Raw genomic sequence first — 20,475 nt, forward strand, 5'->3', positions numbered from 1 at the left:
GGCTGATGGCTGATGGCTTTTTAGCAATGAATCAAACAGGTACAATTATGACGACTAATCAATTACTAGAGATTAAAGACTTGGGTCAAAGTATCTGGATGGATAATTTGAGCCGCGATATTGTTAGCTCGGGTGAACTTAAAGACTTGGTTGAACACAAAGGAATCTGTGGGATTACTTCTAACCCAGCTATTTTTGAAAAAGCGATCGCTGGGAATGCTATTTATGACGCTGATATTGAATCAGGAATCCGTGGTGGATTACCTACATACAAAATTTATGAATCTCTAGCTTTTGCAGATATTCGCGATGCATGTGATATTTTACGCCCTGTTTATGATGCAACTAAGGGATTGGATGGTTATGTAAGTATAGAAGTACCACCAACTATTGCTCACGATACTGAGGCAACAATCAAAGAAGCCCGCCGCTACTACAAAGAAGTCGCTAGGGAAAATCTGATGATTAAAATTCCCGGTACAGAAGCGGGTTTGCCAGCTGTTGAGCAAGCTATTTACGAAGGAATCAGCGTCAACGTCACTTTGTTGTTCTCCGTTCAAAGCTATATCAATACTGCTTGGGCATACATTCGCGGTTTGGAAAGACGAGTTGCAGAAGGCAAAGACATTAGTAAAATTGCCTCTGTTGCTAGTTTCTTCCTCAGCAGAATAGATACCAACATTGATGGTAAGATAGACGCTAAATTGCAAAAAGGCGTTGACGATATTACTGTAGAAGCTAAGCTAAAAGCAGTTAAAGGAAAAGTCGCGATCGCTAACGCCAAGATTGCTTATCAAGAGTACAAGAAGATCGTCAACGACGAACGTTGGAAAGCATTGGCAACCAAAGGTGCTCAAGTACAACGCTTGTTATGGGCAAGCACCAGCACCAAAGATCCCAATTACAGCGACGTGATGTATGTTGATGAGTTGATCGGTCCCGACACCGTAAACACCCTACCACCTGTGACCATAGTCGCGTGTGCTGACCACTGTAATGTAGCTAATCGGGTGGAAACAGGAGTAGAACAAGCGTATCAACTCATCGATAGCCTCAAAGATCCAGACATCAACATCGATATCAATACTGTCATGGATGAACTTCTTACCGAAGGTATTGAGAAATTTGTCCAGCCTTTTGAATCGTTGATGAAATCCTTAGAAACTAAGGTGAGACAGTTGTCACCTGTGTAGCTAATGGCTAACGGCTGATGGCTAATGGCTTTTAAAAATTAGCGATTAGCAATTAGCAATTAGCAATTAGCAATTCCCTTTATCACAAAACTCACAACCAAACTTGTTATGGTCACATTCCTAGAAAACCCGTTGCGGGTTGGTTTGCAACAGCAACGGATGCCCGAACCTCAAATCATAGTTATCTATGGTGCTTCCGGCGATTTAACTCAGCGCAAACTCGTACCGGCGCTTTACAAGTTACGCAAAGAACGGCGTATTCCCCCCGAAACCACTATAGTTGGCGTAGCGCGGAGAGACTGGACTCACGATTACTTCCGCGAACAGATGCGCCAGGGTATTGAGGAGTTTTCTGATGGGCTAGGTCCAGAAGGGCTGTGGCAAGATTTCTCCCAAGGTTTGTATTATTGTTCTGGGGATATGGACAACCCAGAAAGTTACCAAAAACTGAATACTTTATTAACTGAATTAGACGAAAAACGCGGCACAAGGGGAAATAGAATTTTCTATCTTTCCGTTGCACCCAAATTCTTTGCTGAGGGTATCAAGCAACTTGGAAATGCGGGTATGTTAGAAGACCCGTACAAGCATCGTTTGGTGATTGAAAAACCTTTTGGTCGGGATTTAGCTTCTGCTCAAAGCTTGAACCGAGTGGTACAGAAATATTGCCACGAAAGCCAAGTTTACCGGATCGACCACTACTTAGGTAAAGAAACAGTTCAGAATTTGTTGGTGTTCCGCTTTGCTAATGCCATTTTTGAACCACTGTGGAACCGTCGCTTTGTTGACCACGTTCAGATTACTGTTGCAGAAACAGTAGGTGTGGAAGACCGGGCAGGGTATTATGAAAGTTCTGGTGCATTGCGGGATATGTTGCAAAACCACCTCATGCAACTTTTCTGCTTAACAGCGATCGAACCACCAAACGCTTTAGATGCTGACAGTCTGCGGACAGAGAAAGTTAAAGTTCTCCAAGCAACTCGTCTGGCTGATGTGCAAAATTTACACCGATCGGCAGTACGGGGTCAGTACAGTGCTGGTTGGATGAAAGGGAAACCCGTGCCTGGTTATCATGAAGAACCAGGCGTTCATCTTGAATCTACAACACCTACCTATGTAGCAGTGAAGTTCATGGTTGACAACTGGCGCTGGCAAGGAGTACCGTTCTACCTGCGTACTGGGAAGAGGATGCCAAAAAAAGTCAGTGAGATTTCCATCCACTTCCGTGAAGTTCCTTCTCGGATGTTTCCATCAGCAGCCCAACAGATGGGTAGTAACATCTTGGCAATGCGGATTCAACCAAACGAAGGAATTTCTTTGCGTTTCGAGGTAAAAATGCCTGGGGCGGAGTTCCGGACTCGTTCCGTTGACATGGATTTTACATACGGTTCCTTCGGAATTGCAGCAACCTCCGATGCATACGATCGCTTGCTACTAGATTGTATGATGGGCGACCAGTCATTATTTACAAGAGCAGATGAAGTGGAAGCAGCTTGGCAAGTAGTAACACCAGTGCTTTCAGTATGGGATGCACCCGCAGATCCAGCAACCGTTCCCAGATATGAAGCAGGTACTTGGGAACCAGCTGAAGCAGAACTCTTGATTAACCAAGACGGTCGCCGTTGGCGAAGACTCTAGTGCTAACAGCTAATGGTTAATAGCTAATTGTTATAAAAAGCAATTAACTATTAACTATTAGCTATTAGCTATTTAGCAATTAACAATTAGCATTTATCACTATGACTTCCCAAGCTCCTACAATTTTTTCACTTCAGGCACCCAAGGATGTTTCGCTTACAGAAATTGAAGCGGAACTCAGTCAAATTTGGCAAAGTTATGGCATTGCTGGCGAGGATGGTACACTTCCTGCTGCTACAAGGGCAACCACATTTACCTTAGTGGTATACGAACCAGAAGAAACTCAGCTTCTGTTAGCGACATTGGGATATTACCAAGGTCCCATTGATGGCATTTTCGGACCTCAGATGCAAGCAGCACTAAAGGAGTTTCAGAAAAAGTACGGCTTAGCTGAAACTGGAACAGCTACAAATGAGACTATAGCTTTATTGCGAGAAGAATTTGCCAAACGTCACACAAATGGTGCGACAGGCGATGGCAATGGTACAAGCGCTCCCGCTCCCTATGGTTCAAGTGCTTCAAGCCCTACAATCGCTGATGAAATCGCCATCCGCAACCCATGCCGAATCATTAACCTGTCGCCAATAGCAGGTGAAGACACGGGTGTCAAGGCTCAAGTTTCTGCTTACTGTCCCATCCAAAAACAGTCTTCAAATACTCTCGTCTGCTGCGAGTACATCACGCTCACGGGAACCGCTGTAGCTTTAGAAAGAATAGGCGGGATGCTTCCAGCATTGTTGATTGGTGGGTTGCCCAAGTTCCTTTGGTGGAAGGGTACACCAGATATCAACAACCCACTCTTTAAGAGACTGTCAGGAGTTTGTAACAACGTTATTGTAGATTCCTGTTACTTTAACGAGCCAGAAAACGATTTACTGAACTTGCAAGGGTTAGTAGAAAATGGTGTACCTATAGCTGACCTCAACTGGCGTCGTCTTTCCGCATGGCAAGAGTTAACCGCTGAGGCTTACGATCCACCCCAACGTCGTACTGCTTTACCAGAAGTCGATAGAATTAATATCGATTACGAAAAAGGCAGTTCCGTACAAGCACTGTTGTATTTGGGGTGGTTGGCAAGCAGATTGCAATGGCGTCCTGTTTCTTATCAAAAAGAAAGTGGAGATTACGATATTACGCGAGTTAGCTTCCTGACACCAGAACAAAGACAAGTAGAAGCAGAGTTAGCAGGCGTACCCGTTGCTGATGTAGGCGATATTCCTGGTGACTTAATTGCTTTGCGTCTCAGTTCGACCAATCCCCAAGCTAACTGCGGAACGCTGATTTGTTCTGAGACAGGTGGTTGTATGCGTTTGGAAACACAAGGTGGTGCTCAAGCCCAAGGTTTGTTCCAACACGTAACTTCTCTTTCCGAGCAAAAAGCAGAAGTTTTGTTAAGTCAACAAGTCCAACGTTGGGGTCGCGAGGCACTTTTGGAAGAAAGTCTTGCTGTTACTTCTCAGGTACTTAAGTTGGCTAATAGCTGATGGCTAATGGCTAATGGCTAATAGCTAATGGCTAATGGCTAATAGCTAATGGCTAATGGTTAATGGTATAAAAAGCAATTAACTATTAGCTATTAGCAATTAGCAATGTCTTTAATTATTGCAGGAGAACGAAGTGGGGTGGGCAAGACGACGGTCGTGCTCACCTTTTTAGCGTCTTTGTGTCGCCGTGGTTTTCAAGTACAGTCTTTTAAAGTTGGTCCGGATTATATCGACCCGATGTTTCACCAGTATGTCACTGGTCGCTCTTGTCGTAATTTAGATACCGTGTTAACTTCTGAGGTTTACGTACAAGAATGTTTTACCTATCACTCTCAACTCTGTGAATATGCCATAGTCGAAGGTGTGATGGGATTGTTTGATGGAGTTGGAATTACCGCCAGTACAGCCCATATCGCCAAGCTGTTGGATTTACCTGTAGTACTGGTTATTGATAGCAGTCGATTATCTGGTTCTGTAGCAGCGATCGCTCACGGTTATTGTTCTTATGACCCCACAATTAAAATTGTTGGTGTCGTTTTGAATCGCGTGGGAAGCTCGCGCCATCTCGAACTTCTCAAAAATGCTCTCGAACCTTTACAGTTACCGATTCTGGGAGTTTTACGACGCGAAGAAAACATTACAATTCCGGATCGCCATTTAGGTTTAGTCCCTACAGCAGAACTTCCTCAAATGGATGCTTTGATTAACCGACTTGCCGATTTAGGAGATTCTTGCTTTGATTGGGAACGCTTGCTTCCGCTATTAAAGACAAAAAAACACGAAGAACACAGAACATTGTCTTTCCCAATCTCCAGTTCCGAGTCTTCACTCCCTAAAATAGCAATTGCTCGCGATCGCGCTTTCAATTTTTACTACCAAGACAATCTCGATTTACTGCAAACGTTAGGTGCAGAACTCGTTTTTTGGAGTCCCTTAGAAGATGCTGAACTGCCACAAGGTGTTAATGGAATGTATTTTGGAGGGGGTTTTCCAGAAGTTTTCGCACGGCAATTAGCAGAAAATACCAACGTCCTGACAGCAGTCAACGCAGCAATTGTTGCTGGAATGCCAACAATTGCTGAGTGCGGGGGCTTAATGTACTTGTGCAAAGAAATTATTGATTTTGAAGGAAAATTTTGGTCAATGGTAGGAGTTTTACCAACAACAGCCATTATGGATAAACATCTGACTTTGGGTTATCGTCGAGCAATTGCCCAACAAGATAGTTTGTTAGTACGTGCAGGAACCACTGTTTGCGGACATGAGTTTCATCGTTCTCGTTTAACTTTAACTCAAGAGCGATCGCTTTTTCAAACTTACCGCTATGATTCTCAAGAATTTACGGGCGACGAAGGATGGTGTTTACCTTCTTCCCTACACGCTTCTTACATTCACTTGCACTGGGGAAATAATATAGAAATTCCCCAACGGTTTTTAAACTCATGTCAAGAATTTTTTTATCAACAGTAAAAGGGCGAATATAAGGATGGGTTGGCAGCTGCTGTCTGGTAAGCTTGTGATAGCAAATAAAAGCCTTGAATGAAAAATGAAAGTTTATAAAGTAGGTTGGGTTGAGGAACGAAACCCAACATTTAATCAAATTATAAGGAAGAGCAAAAGATAGGAGAAGTAGCATGACACAGAACGGACCACAAAACAGACTCGAGCGATTGGAACGAATGCTAGCAACCCATGCTGAAATGCTAAATCAGTTAGCTCCACTTATGACGCAGGTTGCACAAATAGCCACTAGCACTGTTGAAACAGTTGCCAAGCATGACGAAATGCTCACGCGTCTTGAAAGACAAACCTTGGAAAACGCAGCAATTCTTGGTAACTTAGAGCAACGTGTCGATCGCTTAGCCGAACTGGTGACGGTTACCACTCAAACCATGCAGCTTGTCGCTGAGAATAGCCAACACATCCGCCGCGTCTGCGACTATCTGATGGAACAAAACAAGAATAGTGATGATAAGACAGATGGTTAAAGCAACCTCGAACAATTAACTTACACCAGTATCTTGACACCAATCAAAAATATTTATAAATTCAGTCACAACACTGACAGCGTTTCCTCGTGCATCATATCCAAAGTAGGAAGCATATATCCCATCTCCCCAACCAGAGTCAAACGCAATAATATTAGCTTGCGTTGACTCATCTACACAAAAATTTGTCCAACACCGAGGGAAATGAGAGTTCTTTTCCAGTTCTTCTAAGAGTTGGCTGCTAAAAAAATCTTCATCTGATTCTGCATCCCAGTTCTTATCAAGAATCAGTTGAGCGACATCTAAATCCATAAAGCACCCCGTACCGGAATCAACTCCATAGCCAAATATTTTCCCTTTTTCAAGCAAAGTAATATCTTCACCTGGAATGGTAGCCATTTCAAACCTGACAACAGGTTCCTCATTTAAAAGCAGCATTGCATAAGCAACTGCAAATTGTTTGTTTTTATGAAAATAGGCTACACTTAAAATTGTTGGATATTTACCAGGTTTTAATTCGAGTGCAAAAGGTTCTGCGCCAAAGAAGGTTAGTGGATCGCAAGCTACCAATTTTCCTGAAGTTAAAACCAAATCTCCAAGGTAGTATGGTGTTAATGTAATTTCACCCCAAGAGGTACTTAACAATCTATACTCTGCTTCAAAAGCTTTAGCAAAAACAGAAATTTTCATTCATTTTTTTATTCACAAAGTTTAGACAAGCTCTGATTGAAGATGGCTGGAAATTGAATATTTTTTCCAACAAAATTTCTATCTCTGTTTCCCGAAACCGGGAAAAACTTTATCCAAATCCAAAGATAGATCGGAAAAATATGGAATTGCGATCGATTCATTTCGCAAAGCAATTTGCTTGAAGCGATAACCATACTTTCCTTGCTCATCAAGATAAGGCTGACTGTAACGCTCTAATTGATTGGCTACTAAATTAAGAATCCAATAATCTTTAATTCCATTTTCAGCATATAGTTCTAGTTTTGTACTTTGGTCATAGTCAACAGAAGAATCAGCAACTTCAATAACTAGGAAAATATCCTCAAGTTGAGGATGGTTCGGTAAATAATCATCAGCTTGTCCCCGTACTATAGCAACATCGGGTTCTGGTTCGTTATTTGGGAATAATATAACAGGCTCTTGTACGCGGACAACAGCTCTATCCCCTAGCAATCTCTCTAATTCTTTGGCTAACTTTGTGTTACAAACAGAATGCCGTGTGCCTTTCGCTGCCATTTGTATTAATTCTCCCCTAATCAACTCCACTCTGTCATCCTCTGTCAGAAATCCCAATTCCATGAGACGATGATACTCATCTAAAGTGAAGCGTTTAGGGGTAACGGTAGTCATTGGAGAAAAAGTGAGTTGGCTGTTATTATTCTAAAACTTCTTTCAAAACTTCGCGGTGCATCAGCGCTCTATCTACTAACGACTGTATTTTATCTGTAGATAACGGCTCGCCATTAGCATAATGCTCGATCCATGTTTTACTAATAACGTTAGGGTCATCTGGCAAAGTTGCTAAATTCCATCCCGGCATATCTAAATCTTCCATCAATCGATTAACTTTGGGATCGTAACTGAGAGCAAAACAGCGACACCCTTCTGCTGCAGCCATAATTAAACTATGCAAGCGCATCCCAATTGCCATTTCGACACCGCGAAAAACTCCTTTTAAAAGTTGTGGTTCTTTTAAGGACAGGATCTGGCTGACACCTTCAAGTTTTGGTTGTATGGCTTGAGCTATTTCTAAATCTTCACTTTCTTGAAACGGTAGCAATAAGATATAAGTTTGTGTCGCTTTTTGAAAATCAACCAAGGCGCGAGTTAAGTTACCAAGACGTTTTTCTGTTAAATCGGGATGAGTTCTTAGTGTCACTGCAACTCTAGGAGCAGGTAAATCCCAAAGTCCCGGAACTGGTTTACCTTCCAAAGCCCATACCGGATCGGGAGCTAAAATACAAGGAACTTGCCAATCAGCCAGCATAGCCGCAGAAGTGCGATCGCGGACACTCACTTTTGTACAACCACTAAAAGTTTGCCGTGCTAACCAACGAGTCACAGAACGCTTCAACGGACCGATTCCCTGTCCCCAAGCCACTGTTTTCATACCCATTTTTTGGGCTACCGCCATAATTCCCGCATAATAAAAAGGGCTGATAAGACTCGTGGTATCTTGAATTAAACTTCCACCGCCCCAAATAAAAGCATCGCAAGACCGCAAAGCTTCTACAACAGGGGAGATTTTCATGCGATCTCGTGCTTCTACATTGTAGCGATCGCTTGTTTCTTTGGGATTACCAGAGAGAACCACAGGTGTGACTGATGGTGGTAGCATTTGTAGAAGTGTTGCTAATAAAGCTTCGTCCCCACCGTTCCCCTTACCGTAATACCCAGATAACAGAACCCGCATTGTTTTCATTTTGGATGAGTGGATTTTAGCTTATCAATTTTTTCTCAAAAAGACCAATGACTGTTGACTATTAACTCTTATGCATGCTCTTTCGATTCCAACTTGGATTATTCATGTATCTAGCGTTGTTGAGTGGATTGCCGCTATTTGGTTAATCTGGAAGTATGGGGAAGTGACAGGTAACCGAGCTTGGGGAGCATTGTCCTTTGCAATGTTACCCGCCCTTGTCAGCGCTATGTGTGCCTGTACCTGGCATTATTTCGACAACGCACAATCTCTAGAATGGCTGGTCACTCTACAAGCTACCATGACCCTAGTAGGTAATTTTACGCTTTGGGCAGCCGCGTTTTGGATTTGGCGTTCCTATCGTACCAACACAACTCCCTATTCCTCAACTCCTAATTCCTACTCCATAGAAAAGAAATGATTTCAAAAGAAACCCTCTTTGCCCTTTCCCTATTTCCATACCTGGGTTTCTTATGGTATCTGAGCCGCGTTCAGCCCATGCCTCGTTTGGCAATGTATGGATTTTATGGCACTCTTGTTTTTGTTGCCGTTACCATTCCAGCAGGGATTTATGCTCAAGTCCATTATGGTAATTCTCTCGCAAACGTCGATTGGTTGCACGGCAGCGCCGAGTTTTTTTTAACACTTTCTAATATCTTGATTGTGCTGGGTTTTCGTGAGGCTGTTATGAAGCGAAACAAAGACCAGTGAGACGACTAGCAACTAACAACTAACAACTAACTATTATGGAAATTCTCCCAGCAATAGATTTACTAGAAGGTCGCTGTGTGCGACTGTACCAAGGCGACTACGAGCGATCGCAAGTTTTCAACGAGAACCCCGTTGAAGTTGCCAAACAGTGGGTCGAGCAAGGTGCTACTAGGTTGCACGTAGTCGATCTAGACGGCGCAAAAACTGGTAAGCCGACTAACTTAGCTGCGATTGAGGCGATCGCGCAAGAAATTGCCATACCAATTCAAGTTGGTGGAGGAATTCGGGAACACTCTACAGCAAAACAGTTACTTAATTTGGGGGTGCAGCGAGTCATCCTAGGAACTGTAGCTGTGGAACAGCCCCAACTCGTACAGCAACTTTGCCAAGAGTTTCCCGAACAAATTGTTGTTGGTATAGATGCTCGCAACGGGCTAGTAGCAACTCGTGGCTGGCTGGAAACCTCAGAAGTTTCCGCGTCACAATTGGCCGTACAAATGCAAGAATTGGGAGCAGCCGCAATTATCTACACCGATATTCATCGCGATGGAACCCTTTCTGGACCCAATCTAGAAGCATTGCGTGCGATCGCAGCTACTGTTACCATACCCATCATTGCTTCTGGTGGCGTCAGTTCCGTAACCGACTTGTTAAGCTTGTTGGCTTTGGAACCGCAAGGCGTCACAGGCGTTATTGTTGGGCGTGCTTTGTACACTGGTGATATTTCTTTAAGAGAAGCATTGCGAGCAGTAGGACAAGGACGTATTCAAGATATTCCGCCAAATATAGATTTCTCTGCCTTTGCATAACAGTTGTGTAAAGGTCAATACCGCAGTTAACAATATCTAATCCTTATCTCTTTTCTAGAGAGATGTACACTACCGCAGCCAATCCATCGGGGGCTAAGATACTCAAAAGTCCCCCTTATTAAGGGGGATTTAGGGGGATCTAGAAAATTAGGAGATTAAACAAATACGCGTGAAAACACGCCCTAGGGGGCACAATACTGCTTGTTAGGGAGCATCCCAATTTGGAAAAAACATCGAGTGATTAGAAATCACGGCTATACAAGCTAAGTCCGCCTACGCGGACTAATGTTCTGAAACCCACGTTCGCGTAGCGTGCGCGAAGCGCATAGGTGGGTTTTGCTTGTATAGTCCCAGAATTCTATTCTGAGGGTAATTTGTCAAATTGGGATGCTCCCGCTTGTTAAGAAAAAATTGAGGGTTGATATAAACCCAGATTTGTTACCGTGTAACTTAAGAGAACAAATTAAAGATAAAACGTTTGGACAGAGACATAGTGAATGTAGTTCATGGCTTAACTTTCTCTGTAATAGAAATACCAAGGTAAATGCACGGAATTTTTCCCGACTGCATCTATCCTAAACAGTTTAAACAGATTAGAGATGAAAACCCAGCCAGCCCAAAATACTTTGTAATAGCAACCAAGCATTTAAGCCAACGATAATAATAGCAACGAAGCAGGCGGCACATTTGAGCCAGAGTGGATTTACAAACTCACCCATCAGGCGACGGTTACTTGTAAACATTACCAATGGAATGACTGCAAACGGTAACTGTAAGCTGAGGATAACTTGACTGAGAACTATGAGGCTGCTTGTACTATTTTCTCCAAATAAAATAATAGTAATTAATGCTGGAACGATAGCAAGCAAACGGGTTACCAGGCGACGTAACCATGAAGGAAAGCGAAATTGCAAAAATCCTTCCATCACAATCTGCCCTGCTAGGGTTGCTGTCAGTGTTGAACTTTGTCCAGAAGCAAGTAAGGCGATACCAAAAATAGCACTTGCAGCACTAACTCCTAACAATGGTGAAAGTAGTTTATAAGCATCTTGAATTTCTGCCACATTTTGATTACCTGAAAAATGAAATGTTGCAGCAGACACAATTAAAATTGCTGAATTGATAAATAGTGCTAACGACAGAGCAAAAGTGGAATCAATAGTGCCAAACTTAATCGCTTCCCATCGCTTTTTAGGCATTGGTTCCCAATCGCGTGTTTGCACAATGGAGGAGTGTAAATATAAGTTATGAGGCATCACCGTTGCCCCTAAAATGCCGATGGAGATGTAAAGCATTTCTGGATTCTGTAAAATTTCTCGCTTGGGCAAATATCCCAACAAAATTCTCCCCGTATCAGGTCTCGAGAAAAGAATTTCTGCTGTGAAACAAATGCCTACGGTTGCTACCAGCATAATTACCAAAGCTTCTGTATAGCGAAAGCCTTTACCTTGTAGAAATAGCAATACAAGGACATCCAGTGCGGTGATGCTTACACCCCACACTAGAGGAATCCCAAATAGGAGTTGCAGGGCAATAGCACTTCCGAGTAGTTCCGCTAAGTCACAAGCAGCAATGGCAATCTCACACAATATCCATAAACAAAAGCTGACCCGTGGGCTGAAATAATACCGACAAGCTTGTGCCAAATCTCGCCCTGTGGCAACGCCCAAACGCACACACAAAGATTGCAGTAATATTGCCATTAGGTTCGACAGCAGAATCACTGTCAACAGGGTGTAGCCAAACTTAGCTCCCCCAGCAATGTCAGTTGCCCAGTTTCCAGGGTCCATATATCCAACTGAAACCAGATACCCCGGTCCTCCATAAGCTAGCATCTTGCGCCAAAAGCCACTACTGTTTGGGATAGAAATGCTACGGTGAACTTCAGGAAGACTGGGTCTATTTTCAGGATCGGCCATTGGTTTTGCTGTTTGATAATCTCATATTCTTTTCATAATTTCAGAAAATGTGCTAAAAGCATCAACCGTAGGGTGTATAGATACAAAGGGAAACATTACATCTGATTGATGAATTACCCAAATGAATTATGTGAGGTCAAAAATGACTGCTTTTTCTCGTCCTTCAGTCTTCCAGAAAACCGCAGATGTTACCCTATCCAAGCCCGTGCAGGTAACGCTTTATATGCTGCTATCAACTCTTGCGATCTGGAGTGTGTTCTTCTCCACTTATCCTGCTGTTCACAACACAGCACACTCAGTGCGTCGTCACACTTTAAGTGTAGCTGGTTAAAGTTGTTTTCAGATTTTTCTACCGACTTGCAATCGGTTATTTTTTTATTTTCCGGAATGTAGATTGGCAATCGTGTATCTCAGTATGTAAGGAAAAACAAATAACCCACTATGAAACGTCGGAAAATTCCCAATAATGGTAGACCATTCAGAACCGAATCTAGTCTATTCAGTTTTCAAAGCTTCAATCTTCAAAAATTACTAAAGAGCATTAAAGAATTATTTAGTAAATTGCGTTTAAAAAATTCTAAATAGCTCTTACATTTATATAAATTTTTATTTGAGATATTAAATTTTCACTTAATGGGTTTCCTCTCCAATAGAGACGCACGAAGAAAGCGTCTCTATTTTTCTTTTTTACCAACCTTTATTTTTGAGAGCCTCCTACTCCCTTCCCGCCAGAAGATTACCTACAAGATGAGTGAAATTTTCAAGTGGGAAAGGAGTAAATTTATGCCACTCGCTACAAGTCGCTTAACCCGAATGCCAGTTTATCCTTGTCTGGGTAATCCGGATGCAGGACTAGCTCCCGAATGCAGTAGTTTCTCTAAAAAATGGAACTTTAAGAGTTTCCCTTTTTAGGGCTACACTTCATCCGCTTCTTTAAGAGTGAAAGGGGCATTTAGAAGCGGTTAATTTGTTGAGAAAAGCACTGTTATCAAAAAAGTGTTCTACTGATTCGATTTTCAGATCTTCGGTAACACTTGCAACACTTAATCCAACTATTTCTATCGTTTCACCTGTAGGAGCAAAGTCTTTAAAGTTCCCCTTAAATTGCCCCCAATGTCTCCACTTAAAGACAACATTGGGCGGCGGGGATAACACTGCGATTAATTCCCAATGAAATCCTTCTGGAAAAGCTGTATGGAAGAGGTTATAGGAGGAATCAAAGGTTTCCTCAGTTGAACGATAATGTTCCGTGTCCCCTAAAAAGAGGTTGTAAGTCCCGACATCTATTACATCTTGTGCTGTGTATTGTTTACCTCCATTGGTACTCATGCGAAACTTCTCAGTAACAACAGAAAGCCATTGTTGTGGATTGATTTTGTGGGTGGCTTCCATCTCAAAAGTTCTTACAAGATTGTGAGCGATCGCATTCAAAGAACCTTCGGCATGGTTGCACTGGCGCTCTTGTTCGCGGAACTGATTGGTATGGGAATAATCTGGTCTTCCCTCTCGCCATTCAACCGAAGCATCCATCGCAATCACTTCTTCTCGGTCTCGTGCCCAGAGAGGTAATTCTACTGGTTGTGTCTGACTCATAAAGATTGTTCTAATAGGGTTATAACAGTCTCTTCATAATTATTCTCTCATCATAGGGGTATTTGTTTGGAGTTCGCGACATCTCATTAAGCATTAATGCTTAAATAAAACTGTCAGTCCCATCCGGAATCAATTGTCAGCAAAATGTAGATAGATATATCAGTAGTACAACAGTTAAAATTATGACTATACCAAAACAGGGTTCGCAAGCCAAACAAATCAAAAAAGCTCCAAGACCAACAAAACCAAAGAAAACTGAATCTGGTGCTAGTAAGTAAAGAATTATTTGTTAGTTGTTAGTGAATAGTTCTAACTCCTATCCACTAACAACTATACCAATTATTTATTTTCAATTATTTATTTTTTACTTGACTTTTTGCTTGTTCTAAAGCAATTTCTTTCATGGCTTGATAAGAATTGACGTTTGCAGTTCCCTCAATAGCTTTAACCGCCAAATCTTGAACTTGTTTCAACGCAGATTCAAGTTGCTTGGAAAGATTTTGAATGCGAGATTCCTGATTGCCAATAGTTTGTTCCAAAGATTGCAATCTCTGTTCGTAAAAGCGCTTTTGACCTTCTACTTCTTTGGCAAACATATCTGCTTTAATCTTAGCTTGATAGTGGGCAATACCTTTGCCTTCTTCTGTGGCTTTTTTAATCGCTGCTTCTTTTTCTTTAGGAAAGGCTTCTACTTTCGCTTTAGATTCTTCAAACTGTTTTTCTTGCTCTGAAATGGTCTTTTCTCTTTCAGTCCATTGTTTTTCTATTTCTTGTCGGGATTCCTCCAATTCTTTGTACAACCCTTTTTGCTGTTGTTCGTATTCTTCCGTTTCTAATTTCCGTTGAAGCTCTAAATCGTACTTGTACTCCGAATTATCTCTTTGACGATTTTTACTTAAATTGTCGTTTCTTTCTTTGAGCGAGCGTTTGTGTTCTTCTTGTTCTTTTTCCCAAGCTTTTCTTTGCTCTTGTATAGATTGGGATAACGCTTCGTATTGCTGATTGTACTCTTCTTGATAAGCTTTGTAATTCTCTTCATAGGTTGCAATCAGATTATCCAAAGTATCTTCTGATACTTCCAAAGCGTGTAATTCTTTTAACTCTTTACTCTCAGTTTTTAAGGATTGACTGATTTCTTCTAGCTTAGATGCTCTCGTCGTCAGTTGTTCTGACAATTCACTTGCTGCACTACCAAAACCCAACTGAATTTTTACTAAATTTTCAATTGTAGAATTCATTTTTTGCTGAACGTTGGATGCTTGATTCATAATTGTTGGTTTATTTTCTACTTTTGGCTCATCTTTGATTGCAGAATTATTAGAAGAAATTGCCGATTTTTGCAATTTTTCGATTTGTGATTTAAGTTCTACTTTTTCTTTAGCTAATTCTTCATAAGCTTGAAGAATTTCAGCTTTTGTATTCTTATCAGTTGGTTTTTTTGTTGGCATGATGTATCTCTTTTATCAGGTGATTTTTAGTTTTTATTTATTGATAATTTGTGGTTGAAAGCTAATAATCTTTAAAGCTACTAAGTCGCATTATTAGTCGTTAAGATCGACGTGAGCGATCGCTTCAAGTATCTTTCGATCTAAAGATTCTTAATCGAGCATTTAACAAGTTCTTGAAAAGATACTAACTATCAACCACTAACTACCAATTATTAACTATTTCCAAAAGCTCGCATTGCTAAGTCTTGAGCTTGTTTCAAAGCTGTCTGTAGTTGAGTGGAAATAGTGTCAATTTGCTCCAATTGCTTCTTAATTGCTTCTTCCAAAGATTGGATTTTTACTTCGTAACTTTGTTTGGTAGATTCCCATTCTTTTTCCAAAAGATCGGCTTCAACTTTTGCTTTTTGGTTGGTTTCTTTAATTGCTTCTTCTCTGGCTTTTTTAATAGCTTCTTCTAATTCATTGGGGAAAGCAGCAATTTTCTTTTGATACTCATCAAACAAAGGTTTATTTTTAGTAATAATTTTCTCTCGTTCTGCCCAATTTTTGTCTTTCTCTTGTGTTGTTTCTTGAATTTCTCGTTCTAAAGTACGTTTTTTGGCTTCATAGGAGTTGGCATTAATTTTTCGAGAGTTTTCTAATTTATACTGATATTCTTCCTCTTCTAAGGTTCGTTCTTTAGTAAGTAATTCATTATATGCTTTGAGAGCTTCTTCATACTCTGCTTGTTCTTTTTGCCAATCTTTACGTCCGCTAGCTACTTCTTTTTCTAATAATTCTCTTTTACTGGCAATATCTTGTTCTAAAATTTTTAATTTTTCTTGGTGTTCTTTTGTAAGAATATCGAGAGTATCTGCTACAACTCTAATCTTTTGAATTTCTTGCAGGCGTTTAGTTTCAATCTCTATAGCTTGATTTAATTCATCTAGTTTAGAAGTCTCTTTTGCTAGCTTTTCAGATAAGGAATTGACAATGCTTCCAAACTCTAATTGTAAATCTGCCAGTCCTTTAACAATATTATCAACTGTATACGTAGAAACAGCTTCTAGAATTTGTGTATTTTTTACTTTTTCGGCTTCTTCTTGTTTGGTAGCTATTTTTAGCTCTAACTTTTTCCTGTCTGCAAGGATTTGCTGAAATGTTTGCATGAGTTGTTGTTTGCTATCTTTTAATGCGACTATTGTCATATTTCATCTCCTGATTCATCATTGGTTGCTTAAGTAGCAAGGCATACTAAAACTTACCCAATACTGAGTTCAGGGTAGCCTTGGAGTATGCTTTGCAAGTGCAGTAGAAATACTGAAATGACAGAATACTGTCTGAGATCCGGAATTCTCAGCAGCTATAGTAACTATGTACTAATTAAATATACTCAAAGCGCTCTATCGCTGTCAAGCTTTTAACAGTGACCGATGACTGGAGATCCCTGACCGATTTATGAGGAAGTTGTTTTTAACTTCAGAGATGAATTCATGATGTTTTATAGGAATCATGAATGATTTATGAAAAGTTTTAAGTGGTGGGCAATGCCGAACGCCACTCCCCCTAACCGCAAGGAAACCCGCGCATGAGGGCGGCTCTCCTATATGTAGTTCAAAAATCAAATAGGAGCCCTATAGGTGTTAAAATCAAGTAACAACTTATTAGAACATATCCATTTATTAACTGTTTGAAGCAATCGTAAAGTTTACAAAGTTTTTTAAATAAAGGCTTTGCTTCGATACTGTTACTTGCTGCTTTTTTACTAGCTAAATAGAAGCACAAGAGTTAAGAAATAGTTTTGGTGTTGGTGTTACATTGGTTTATAATTAAATAAGTTACATATATTACAAATTGCAAAGTAAAACGCCACTCATGGAGCGTAATTTCACTGAAACTGCATAATTTAGATTGATACAGCGCAACCATTTAACTCTGTGATATCAATGTTTACCAGCGAATCGACTAAGTATCCTCATACAGCAGAAATCGGACAAAGAAGCCGGATTTTAGTGGTTGAAGATGAGGAACTCATCCGGGAAATGCTTGTTCTTGCGTTGGAAGAAGAAGGTTATGGGGTGCTGACTGCCTCTGATGGGCGGTTGGCTGTAGAATACTTAAAAAATTGCGAGCCGAATTCGGGCGAAACAGCTTTCGATCTGGTTATTTTGGATTTGATGTTACCTCAGATCAACGGATTGGATATTTGTCGCTTACTTCGCTATCAGGGAAATCCAGTACCTATTTTGATGTTAAGCGCAAAAGGTAGCGAAACAGACCGCGTTCTTGGGTTGGAAGTCGGTGCAGATGATTACCTCACCAAACCTTTTAGTATGCGGGAGTTAGTTGCTCGGTGTCGGGCTTTGTTACGCCGTCAACGTTTGAGTACTTTGCCCCAACTCCCTGTCTTACAATATAAAGATGTAACTTTATATCCCCAAGAATGTCGGGTACTTGTACGCGGTCAGGAAGTGAGTTTGTCTCCCAAAGAATTCCGCTTGTTAGAACTGTTTATGAGCTATGCTCGCCGTGTCTGGTCAAGGGAACAGCTTCTGGATCAAGTTTGGGGACCTGATTTTGTGGGGGATAGTAAAACTGTAGACGTCCACATTCGTTGGTTGCGCGAAAAGTTAGAGATCGACCCAAGCCGTCCGGATTATATTGTGACGGTGAGAGGTTTCGGATATAGATTTGGATAGAAAGTTTGTCAACTTCACTTCTGAAACAAAATTGACACCACGGCTGATTGTTGGCTAAAACCTTCATTCAAGGCTTGTCCTTGCACAATATTCTATTTAGACTTTTGGATGATGTCTCTGGTGTCGGAAGTTGTTTGGATTAAAAGTATCAGTTAGTGTGTTAGTTAACATAAGACAACTAACAGCTAGCAGCCAGCAATGCTCATATTGGGATTTTTATTAGGTTTAGCGGTTGGTATTGGGTTTTGGTTATGGCAACAATTTCAACTGAACCACTACCTAGCCCAAATATTACAACCTCTAACCGTACCCTCATATAAAGTGGTGCTGCTTTTTCCTAACTTGCGGCACAAAATTAAACTGGTCAAGCAACAAAAGCAACAATTGCATCAGGTACTGCAAACACAACAAGATTTGCTTGAGTTTGCACCAGTGGGGTATTTACAGGTAGATGAGGAAAATCAGCTGCTTTGGTGTAACGACCAAGCACAGAAAATGCTGTACCTACAAAGATGGCAACCGGGTCAAGTACGCTTGCTGTTAGAGTTAGTTAGGTCTTACGAACTTGACCAGTTGATTGAGCAAACACGGAATTGCCAACAGCCGCAAGTAAAACAGTGGGAGTTTCACCCCTCGTGTGAGGATGCAGCTGCAATGTCAGAAATTAGGTCTTTGATGTTGCGAGGGACAAGCTTACCTTTACCTAAAGGACAAGTGGGTGTATTTATAGAAAACCAACAACCTTTGCAAGATCTCACTCAAGCAAGGGAACGAGCTTTTTCCGATCTCGCTCACGAATTGAGAACGCCTCTGACTTCAATTCGTTTGATTGTAGAAACTTTACAGGAGCGTGTAAAACCACCTCTAGATCGATGGCTCGGTCGGCTTTTACAAGAGGTTGACAGATTAATTACCTTGGTGCAGTGTTGGTTAGAACTCTCCCAGCTAGAAGCTAACCCAACCATCCAACTTCATCGCGATTCCGTGGAAGTGCGATCGCTGATTGCTTCTGCTTGGGAAACCTTGGAACCTTTGGCACAACGCCAGCAAATTCAGATAGCATACTCGGGTTTGGAAAATGTTTGGATTAACGCTGATAAATCCCGACTTTATCAGGTATTTTTGAATTTGCTCGATAACAGTATTAAGTACAGCCCCCCCAACACAACTATTGAAGTTATGGCTACAATAGTTTCTGGGCATGAGAATTTAGAAGAGTCACTTTTGGAGATTAACATTATTGACTCAGGAACGGGGTTTTCTGAAGCAGATTTACCCCACGTTTTTGAAAGATTCTATAGGGGCGATCGCTCCCGTTCTCGTGTGACAATGACAGATAATCTCTCCAAATCGGTAATTATTGGTAGTGGCTTGGGTTTGGCGATCGTTCGACAAATAGTTCTTGCTCATGGTGGTTCCATAAAAGCTATGAACCATCCCAAAACAGGAGGTGCATGGCTGCAAGTTCAACTTCCCAAAGTTATGGCAAATTCCCAAACTCAAGACTATAGTTAATAAAATATTCATGTTTGAGACTACAAGTGTGAAAGTCCCCCTCCACAGTCCCAACCCTGAAAGACCTGAGCTAAGCCGTGAGATTCGGCGATTGGAAAGAGATGTATTGCGTATGGGGGCTTTGGTGGAACAATCATTTCGCCTGAGTCACCAAGCTTTATTCACTCGTAACCTAACCGTAGCTGAGGAACTTCCGACATTAGACCAACAAATTGATTCTTTTTATCGGCAAATTGAATCAGATTGTGCGGCAATAATGACCCAATTGTCGCCTACATCTCAAGATTTGCGCTGCTTAAGTGCTTTTATGCAGCTTGTACGCGATTTAGAACGTATAGGAGATTACGCTGAAGATTTGACAGAAATCGCAATTAAAATTTTCCCTTACCCGCCTCATCCTTCTTTACCAGAGATTGCCGATATGTCTCACCACGCTCAAGCTATGTTGGCAACCAGTTTGGTAGCATTGGCAGATTTGGATGATGTAGGTGGGCGGTATATAAAGCAACTGGATGATGCTGTAGATAACGCTTACGATCGGCTCTATCAGACCCTAGCACATCAGAAGGACGTTCCTGGAGTGATTGAGCCAATCTTACTGCTTGTCCTAGCAATCCGTTGCTTGGAACGCATGGCGGATCACGCAACTAATATCGGTCAACGTGTAGCTTACATTGTGACAGGTCAAAGACATTGAAACGCAGGGATCGGAGAGTAGGGTTTGGGGATCGAGAACGTTTCCGCTCGCAATGCAGATTGTTCGTTATTGCGCCTGTTGTCGATTTTTTTGGTATAAACCTTTTGATTTTTAAATTCCCTCTGTTGATAGGTGTGCCCGTTCTCGAGCGAGAGTAAAAATCAAATTAGAAAAATCAATGCGATCGCAATCCTACTTCCCCCCTGTTGAAGATTTCTCACGGGCTTAGGGTTTGTTGTTAGATCCCCCTAACCTTTCCACACATAGTTTCAAAAACCGATAGGACGCAATATAATAAGAAATACTTATAAAAAATATCAAAGATAACAGAATTACATATGTGTTAAATAGTACACATTTTATCAAAAGCTTAC

The 20,475-nt window shown here is 41.3% G+C and carries 19 protein-coding genes; 12 read left to right on the top strand and 7 right to left on the bottom strand.

Annotation, left to right across the window (positions count from 1 at the left end; translation table 11 throughout):
• Positions 1-47 precede the first annotated feature (47 nt).
• The 5 genes from tal (at position 48) to AB0756_RS18590 (ending at position 6,303) form a co-directional block, all read left to right on the top strand.
• Positions 48-1,193, top strand: coding sequence for a transaldolase (tal, locus tag AB0756_RS18570; protein ID WP_038073501.1), 1,146 nt, complete (start codon positions 48-50; stop codon positions 1,191-1,193).
• 108 nt (positions 1,194-1,301) lie between these two features.
• Entirely contained in the window at positions 1,302-2,831 is a 1,530-nt protein-coding gene (gene zwf / locus AB0756_RS18575) for a glucose-6-phosphate dehydrogenase (RefSeq protein WP_038073498.1), read from the top strand.
• Positions 2,832-2,932: 101 nt separating this feature from the next.
• Positions 2,933-4,315 (top strand): glucose-6-phosphate dehydrogenase assembly protein OpcA, encoded by a 1,383-nt coding sequence (gene opcA, locus AB0756_RS18580; RefSeq protein ID WP_038073496.1) that lies wholly within the window; start codon positions 2,933-2,935, stop codon positions 4,313-4,315.
• 105 nt (positions 4,316-4,420) lie between these two features.
• Positions 4,421-5,785 (top strand): cobyrinate a,c-diamide synthase, encoded by a 1,365-nt coding sequence (locus tag AB0756_RS18585; RefSeq protein WP_038073493.1) that lies wholly within the window; start codon positions 4,421-4,423, stop codon positions 5,783-5,785.
• A 164-nt stretch (positions 5,786-5,949) separates the two neighbouring features.
• Entirely contained in the window at positions 5,950-6,303 is a 354-nt protein-coding gene (locus AB0756_RS18590; protein ID WP_038073490.1) for a hypothetical protein, read from the top strand.
• A 15-nt stretch (positions 6,304-6,318) separates the two neighbouring features.
• Here the strand turns inward: AB0756_RS18590 and AB0756_RS18595 are convergent, their stop codons facing one another.
• The 3 genes from AB0756_RS18595 to csaB all read right to left on the bottom strand — a co-directional run bounded on the left by AB0756_RS18595 (position 6,319) and on the right by csaB (position 8,725).
• Positions 6,319-6,993, bottom strand: a complete 675-nt coding sequence (locus tag AB0756_RS18595; RefSeq protein WP_038073487.1) for a DUF4241 domain-containing protein — start codon at positions 6,991-6,993, stop codon at positions 6,319-6,321.
• A 78-nt stretch (positions 6,994-7,071) separates the two neighbouring features.
• Positions 7,072-7,662, bottom strand: a complete 591-nt coding sequence (locus AB0756_RS18600) for a Uma2 family endonuclease (RefSeq protein ID WP_038073484.1) — start codon at positions 7,660-7,662, stop codon at positions 7,072-7,074.
• Between the two features lie 25 nt (positions 7,663-7,687).
• The gene (gene csaB, locus AB0756_RS18605) at positions 7,688-8,725 is read right to left on the bottom strand and encodes a polysaccharide pyruvyl transferase CsaB (RefSeq protein ID WP_038073594.1); all 1,038 of its coding nucleotides are present in this window, start codon (positions 8,723-8,725) and stop codon (positions 7,688-7,690) included.
• Between the two features lie 79 nt (positions 8,726-8,804).
• On the opposite strand from csaB, the gene AB0756_RS18610 reads away from it, so the two are divergent.
• The 3 genes from AB0756_RS18610 to hisA are packed head-to-tail and all read left to right on the top strand — an operon-like array spanning position 8,805 to position 10,251.
• Positions 8,805-9,152, top strand: coding sequence for a DUF2499 domain-containing protein (locus tag AB0756_RS18610; RefSeq protein WP_038073481.1), 348 nt, complete (start codon positions 8,805-8,807; stop codon positions 9,150-9,152).
• Positions 9,149-9,442 (top strand): DUF3593 domain-containing protein, encoded by a 294-nt coding sequence (locus AB0756_RS18615; RefSeq protein ID WP_038073478.1) that lies wholly within the window; start codon positions 9,149-9,151, stop codon positions 9,440-9,442. Before AB0756_RS18610 ends, AB0756_RS18615 begins: the two co-directional genes overlap by 4 nt.
• A gap of 35 nt (positions 9,443-9,477) precedes the next feature.
• The gene (hisA, locus tag AB0756_RS18620; RefSeq protein WP_038073474.1) at positions 9,478-10,251 is read left to right on the top strand and encodes a 1-(5-phosphoribosyl)-5-[(5-phosphoribosylamino)methylideneamino]imidazole-4-carboxamide isomerase; all 774 of its coding nucleotides are present in this window, start codon (positions 9,478-9,480) and stop codon (positions 10,249-10,251) included.
• Positions 10,252-10,844: 593 nt separating this feature from the next.
• Here hisA and AB0756_RS18625 read toward each other — a convergent pair.
• Positions 10,845-12,170: an Nramp family divalent metal transporter gene (locus AB0756_RS18625; RefSeq protein WP_038073471.1), complete on the bottom strand. Its 1,326-nt coding sequence runs from the start codon at positions 12,168-12,170 to the stop codon at positions 10,845-10,847.
• 142 nt (positions 12,171-12,312) lie between these two features.
• Between AB0756_RS18625 and AB0756_RS18630 the strand changes: the two genes are divergently transcribed.
• Positions 12,313-12,501: a CbtB-domain containing protein gene (locus AB0756_RS18630; protein WP_072040766.1), complete on the top strand. Its 189-nt coding sequence runs from the start codon at positions 12,313-12,315 to the stop codon at positions 12,499-12,501.
• A 602-nt stretch (positions 12,502-13,103) separates the two neighbouring features.
• On the opposite strand, the gene AB0756_RS18635 is transcribed toward AB0756_RS18630, so the two are convergent.
• The 3 genes from AB0756_RS18635 to AB0756_RS18645 form a co-directional block, all read right to left on the bottom strand.
• Entirely contained in the window at positions 13,104-13,763 is a 660-nt protein-coding gene (locus AB0756_RS18635) for an ester cyclase (RefSeq protein WP_038073468.1), read from the bottom strand.
• A 353-nt stretch (positions 13,764-14,116) separates the two neighbouring features.
• Positions 14,117-15,211, bottom strand: a complete 1,095-nt coding sequence (locus AB0756_RS18640) for a coiled-coil domain-containing protein (RefSeq protein WP_038073464.1) — start codon at positions 15,209-15,211, stop codon at positions 14,117-14,119.
• A gap of 212 nt (positions 15,212-15,423) precedes the next feature.
• Positions 15,424-16,398, bottom strand: coding sequence for a coiled-coil domain-containing protein (locus tag AB0756_RS18645; RefSeq protein WP_038073461.1), 975 nt, complete (start codon positions 16,396-16,398; stop codon positions 15,424-15,426).
• A gap of 738 nt (positions 16,399-17,136) precedes the next feature.
• Here AB0756_RS18645 and AB0756_RS18650 point away from each other — a divergent pair.
• From AB0756_RS18650 to phoU, 3 genes are all read left to right on the top strand, one after another.
• Positions 17,137-17,889 (top strand): winged helix-turn-helix domain-containing protein, encoded by a 753-nt coding sequence (locus AB0756_RS18650; RefSeq protein WP_038073458.1) that lies wholly within the window; start codon positions 17,137-17,139, stop codon positions 17,887-17,889.
• Positions 17,890-18,087: 198 nt separating this feature from the next.
• On the top strand, positions 18,088-19,404 hold the full coding sequence (locus AB0756_RS18655; protein WP_038073455.1) for an ATP-binding protein: 1,317 nt from the start codon (positions 18,088-18,090) through the stop codon (positions 19,402-19,404).
• Positions 19,405-19,414: 10 nt separating this feature from the next.
• Positions 19,415-20,101, top strand: coding sequence for a phosphate signaling complex protein PhoU (gene phoU, locus AB0756_RS18660; RefSeq protein WP_202048627.1), 687 nt, complete (start codon positions 19,415-19,417; stop codon positions 20,099-20,101).
• Positions 20,102-20,475 lie beyond the last annotated feature (374 nt).

The organism is Tolypothrix campylonemoides VB511288_2 (assembly GCF_045999855.1).
GTDB classification, from domain to species: Bacteria; Cyanobacteriota; Cyanobacteriia; order Cyanobacteriales; family Nostocaceae; genus Scytonema; species Scytonema bouteillei_A.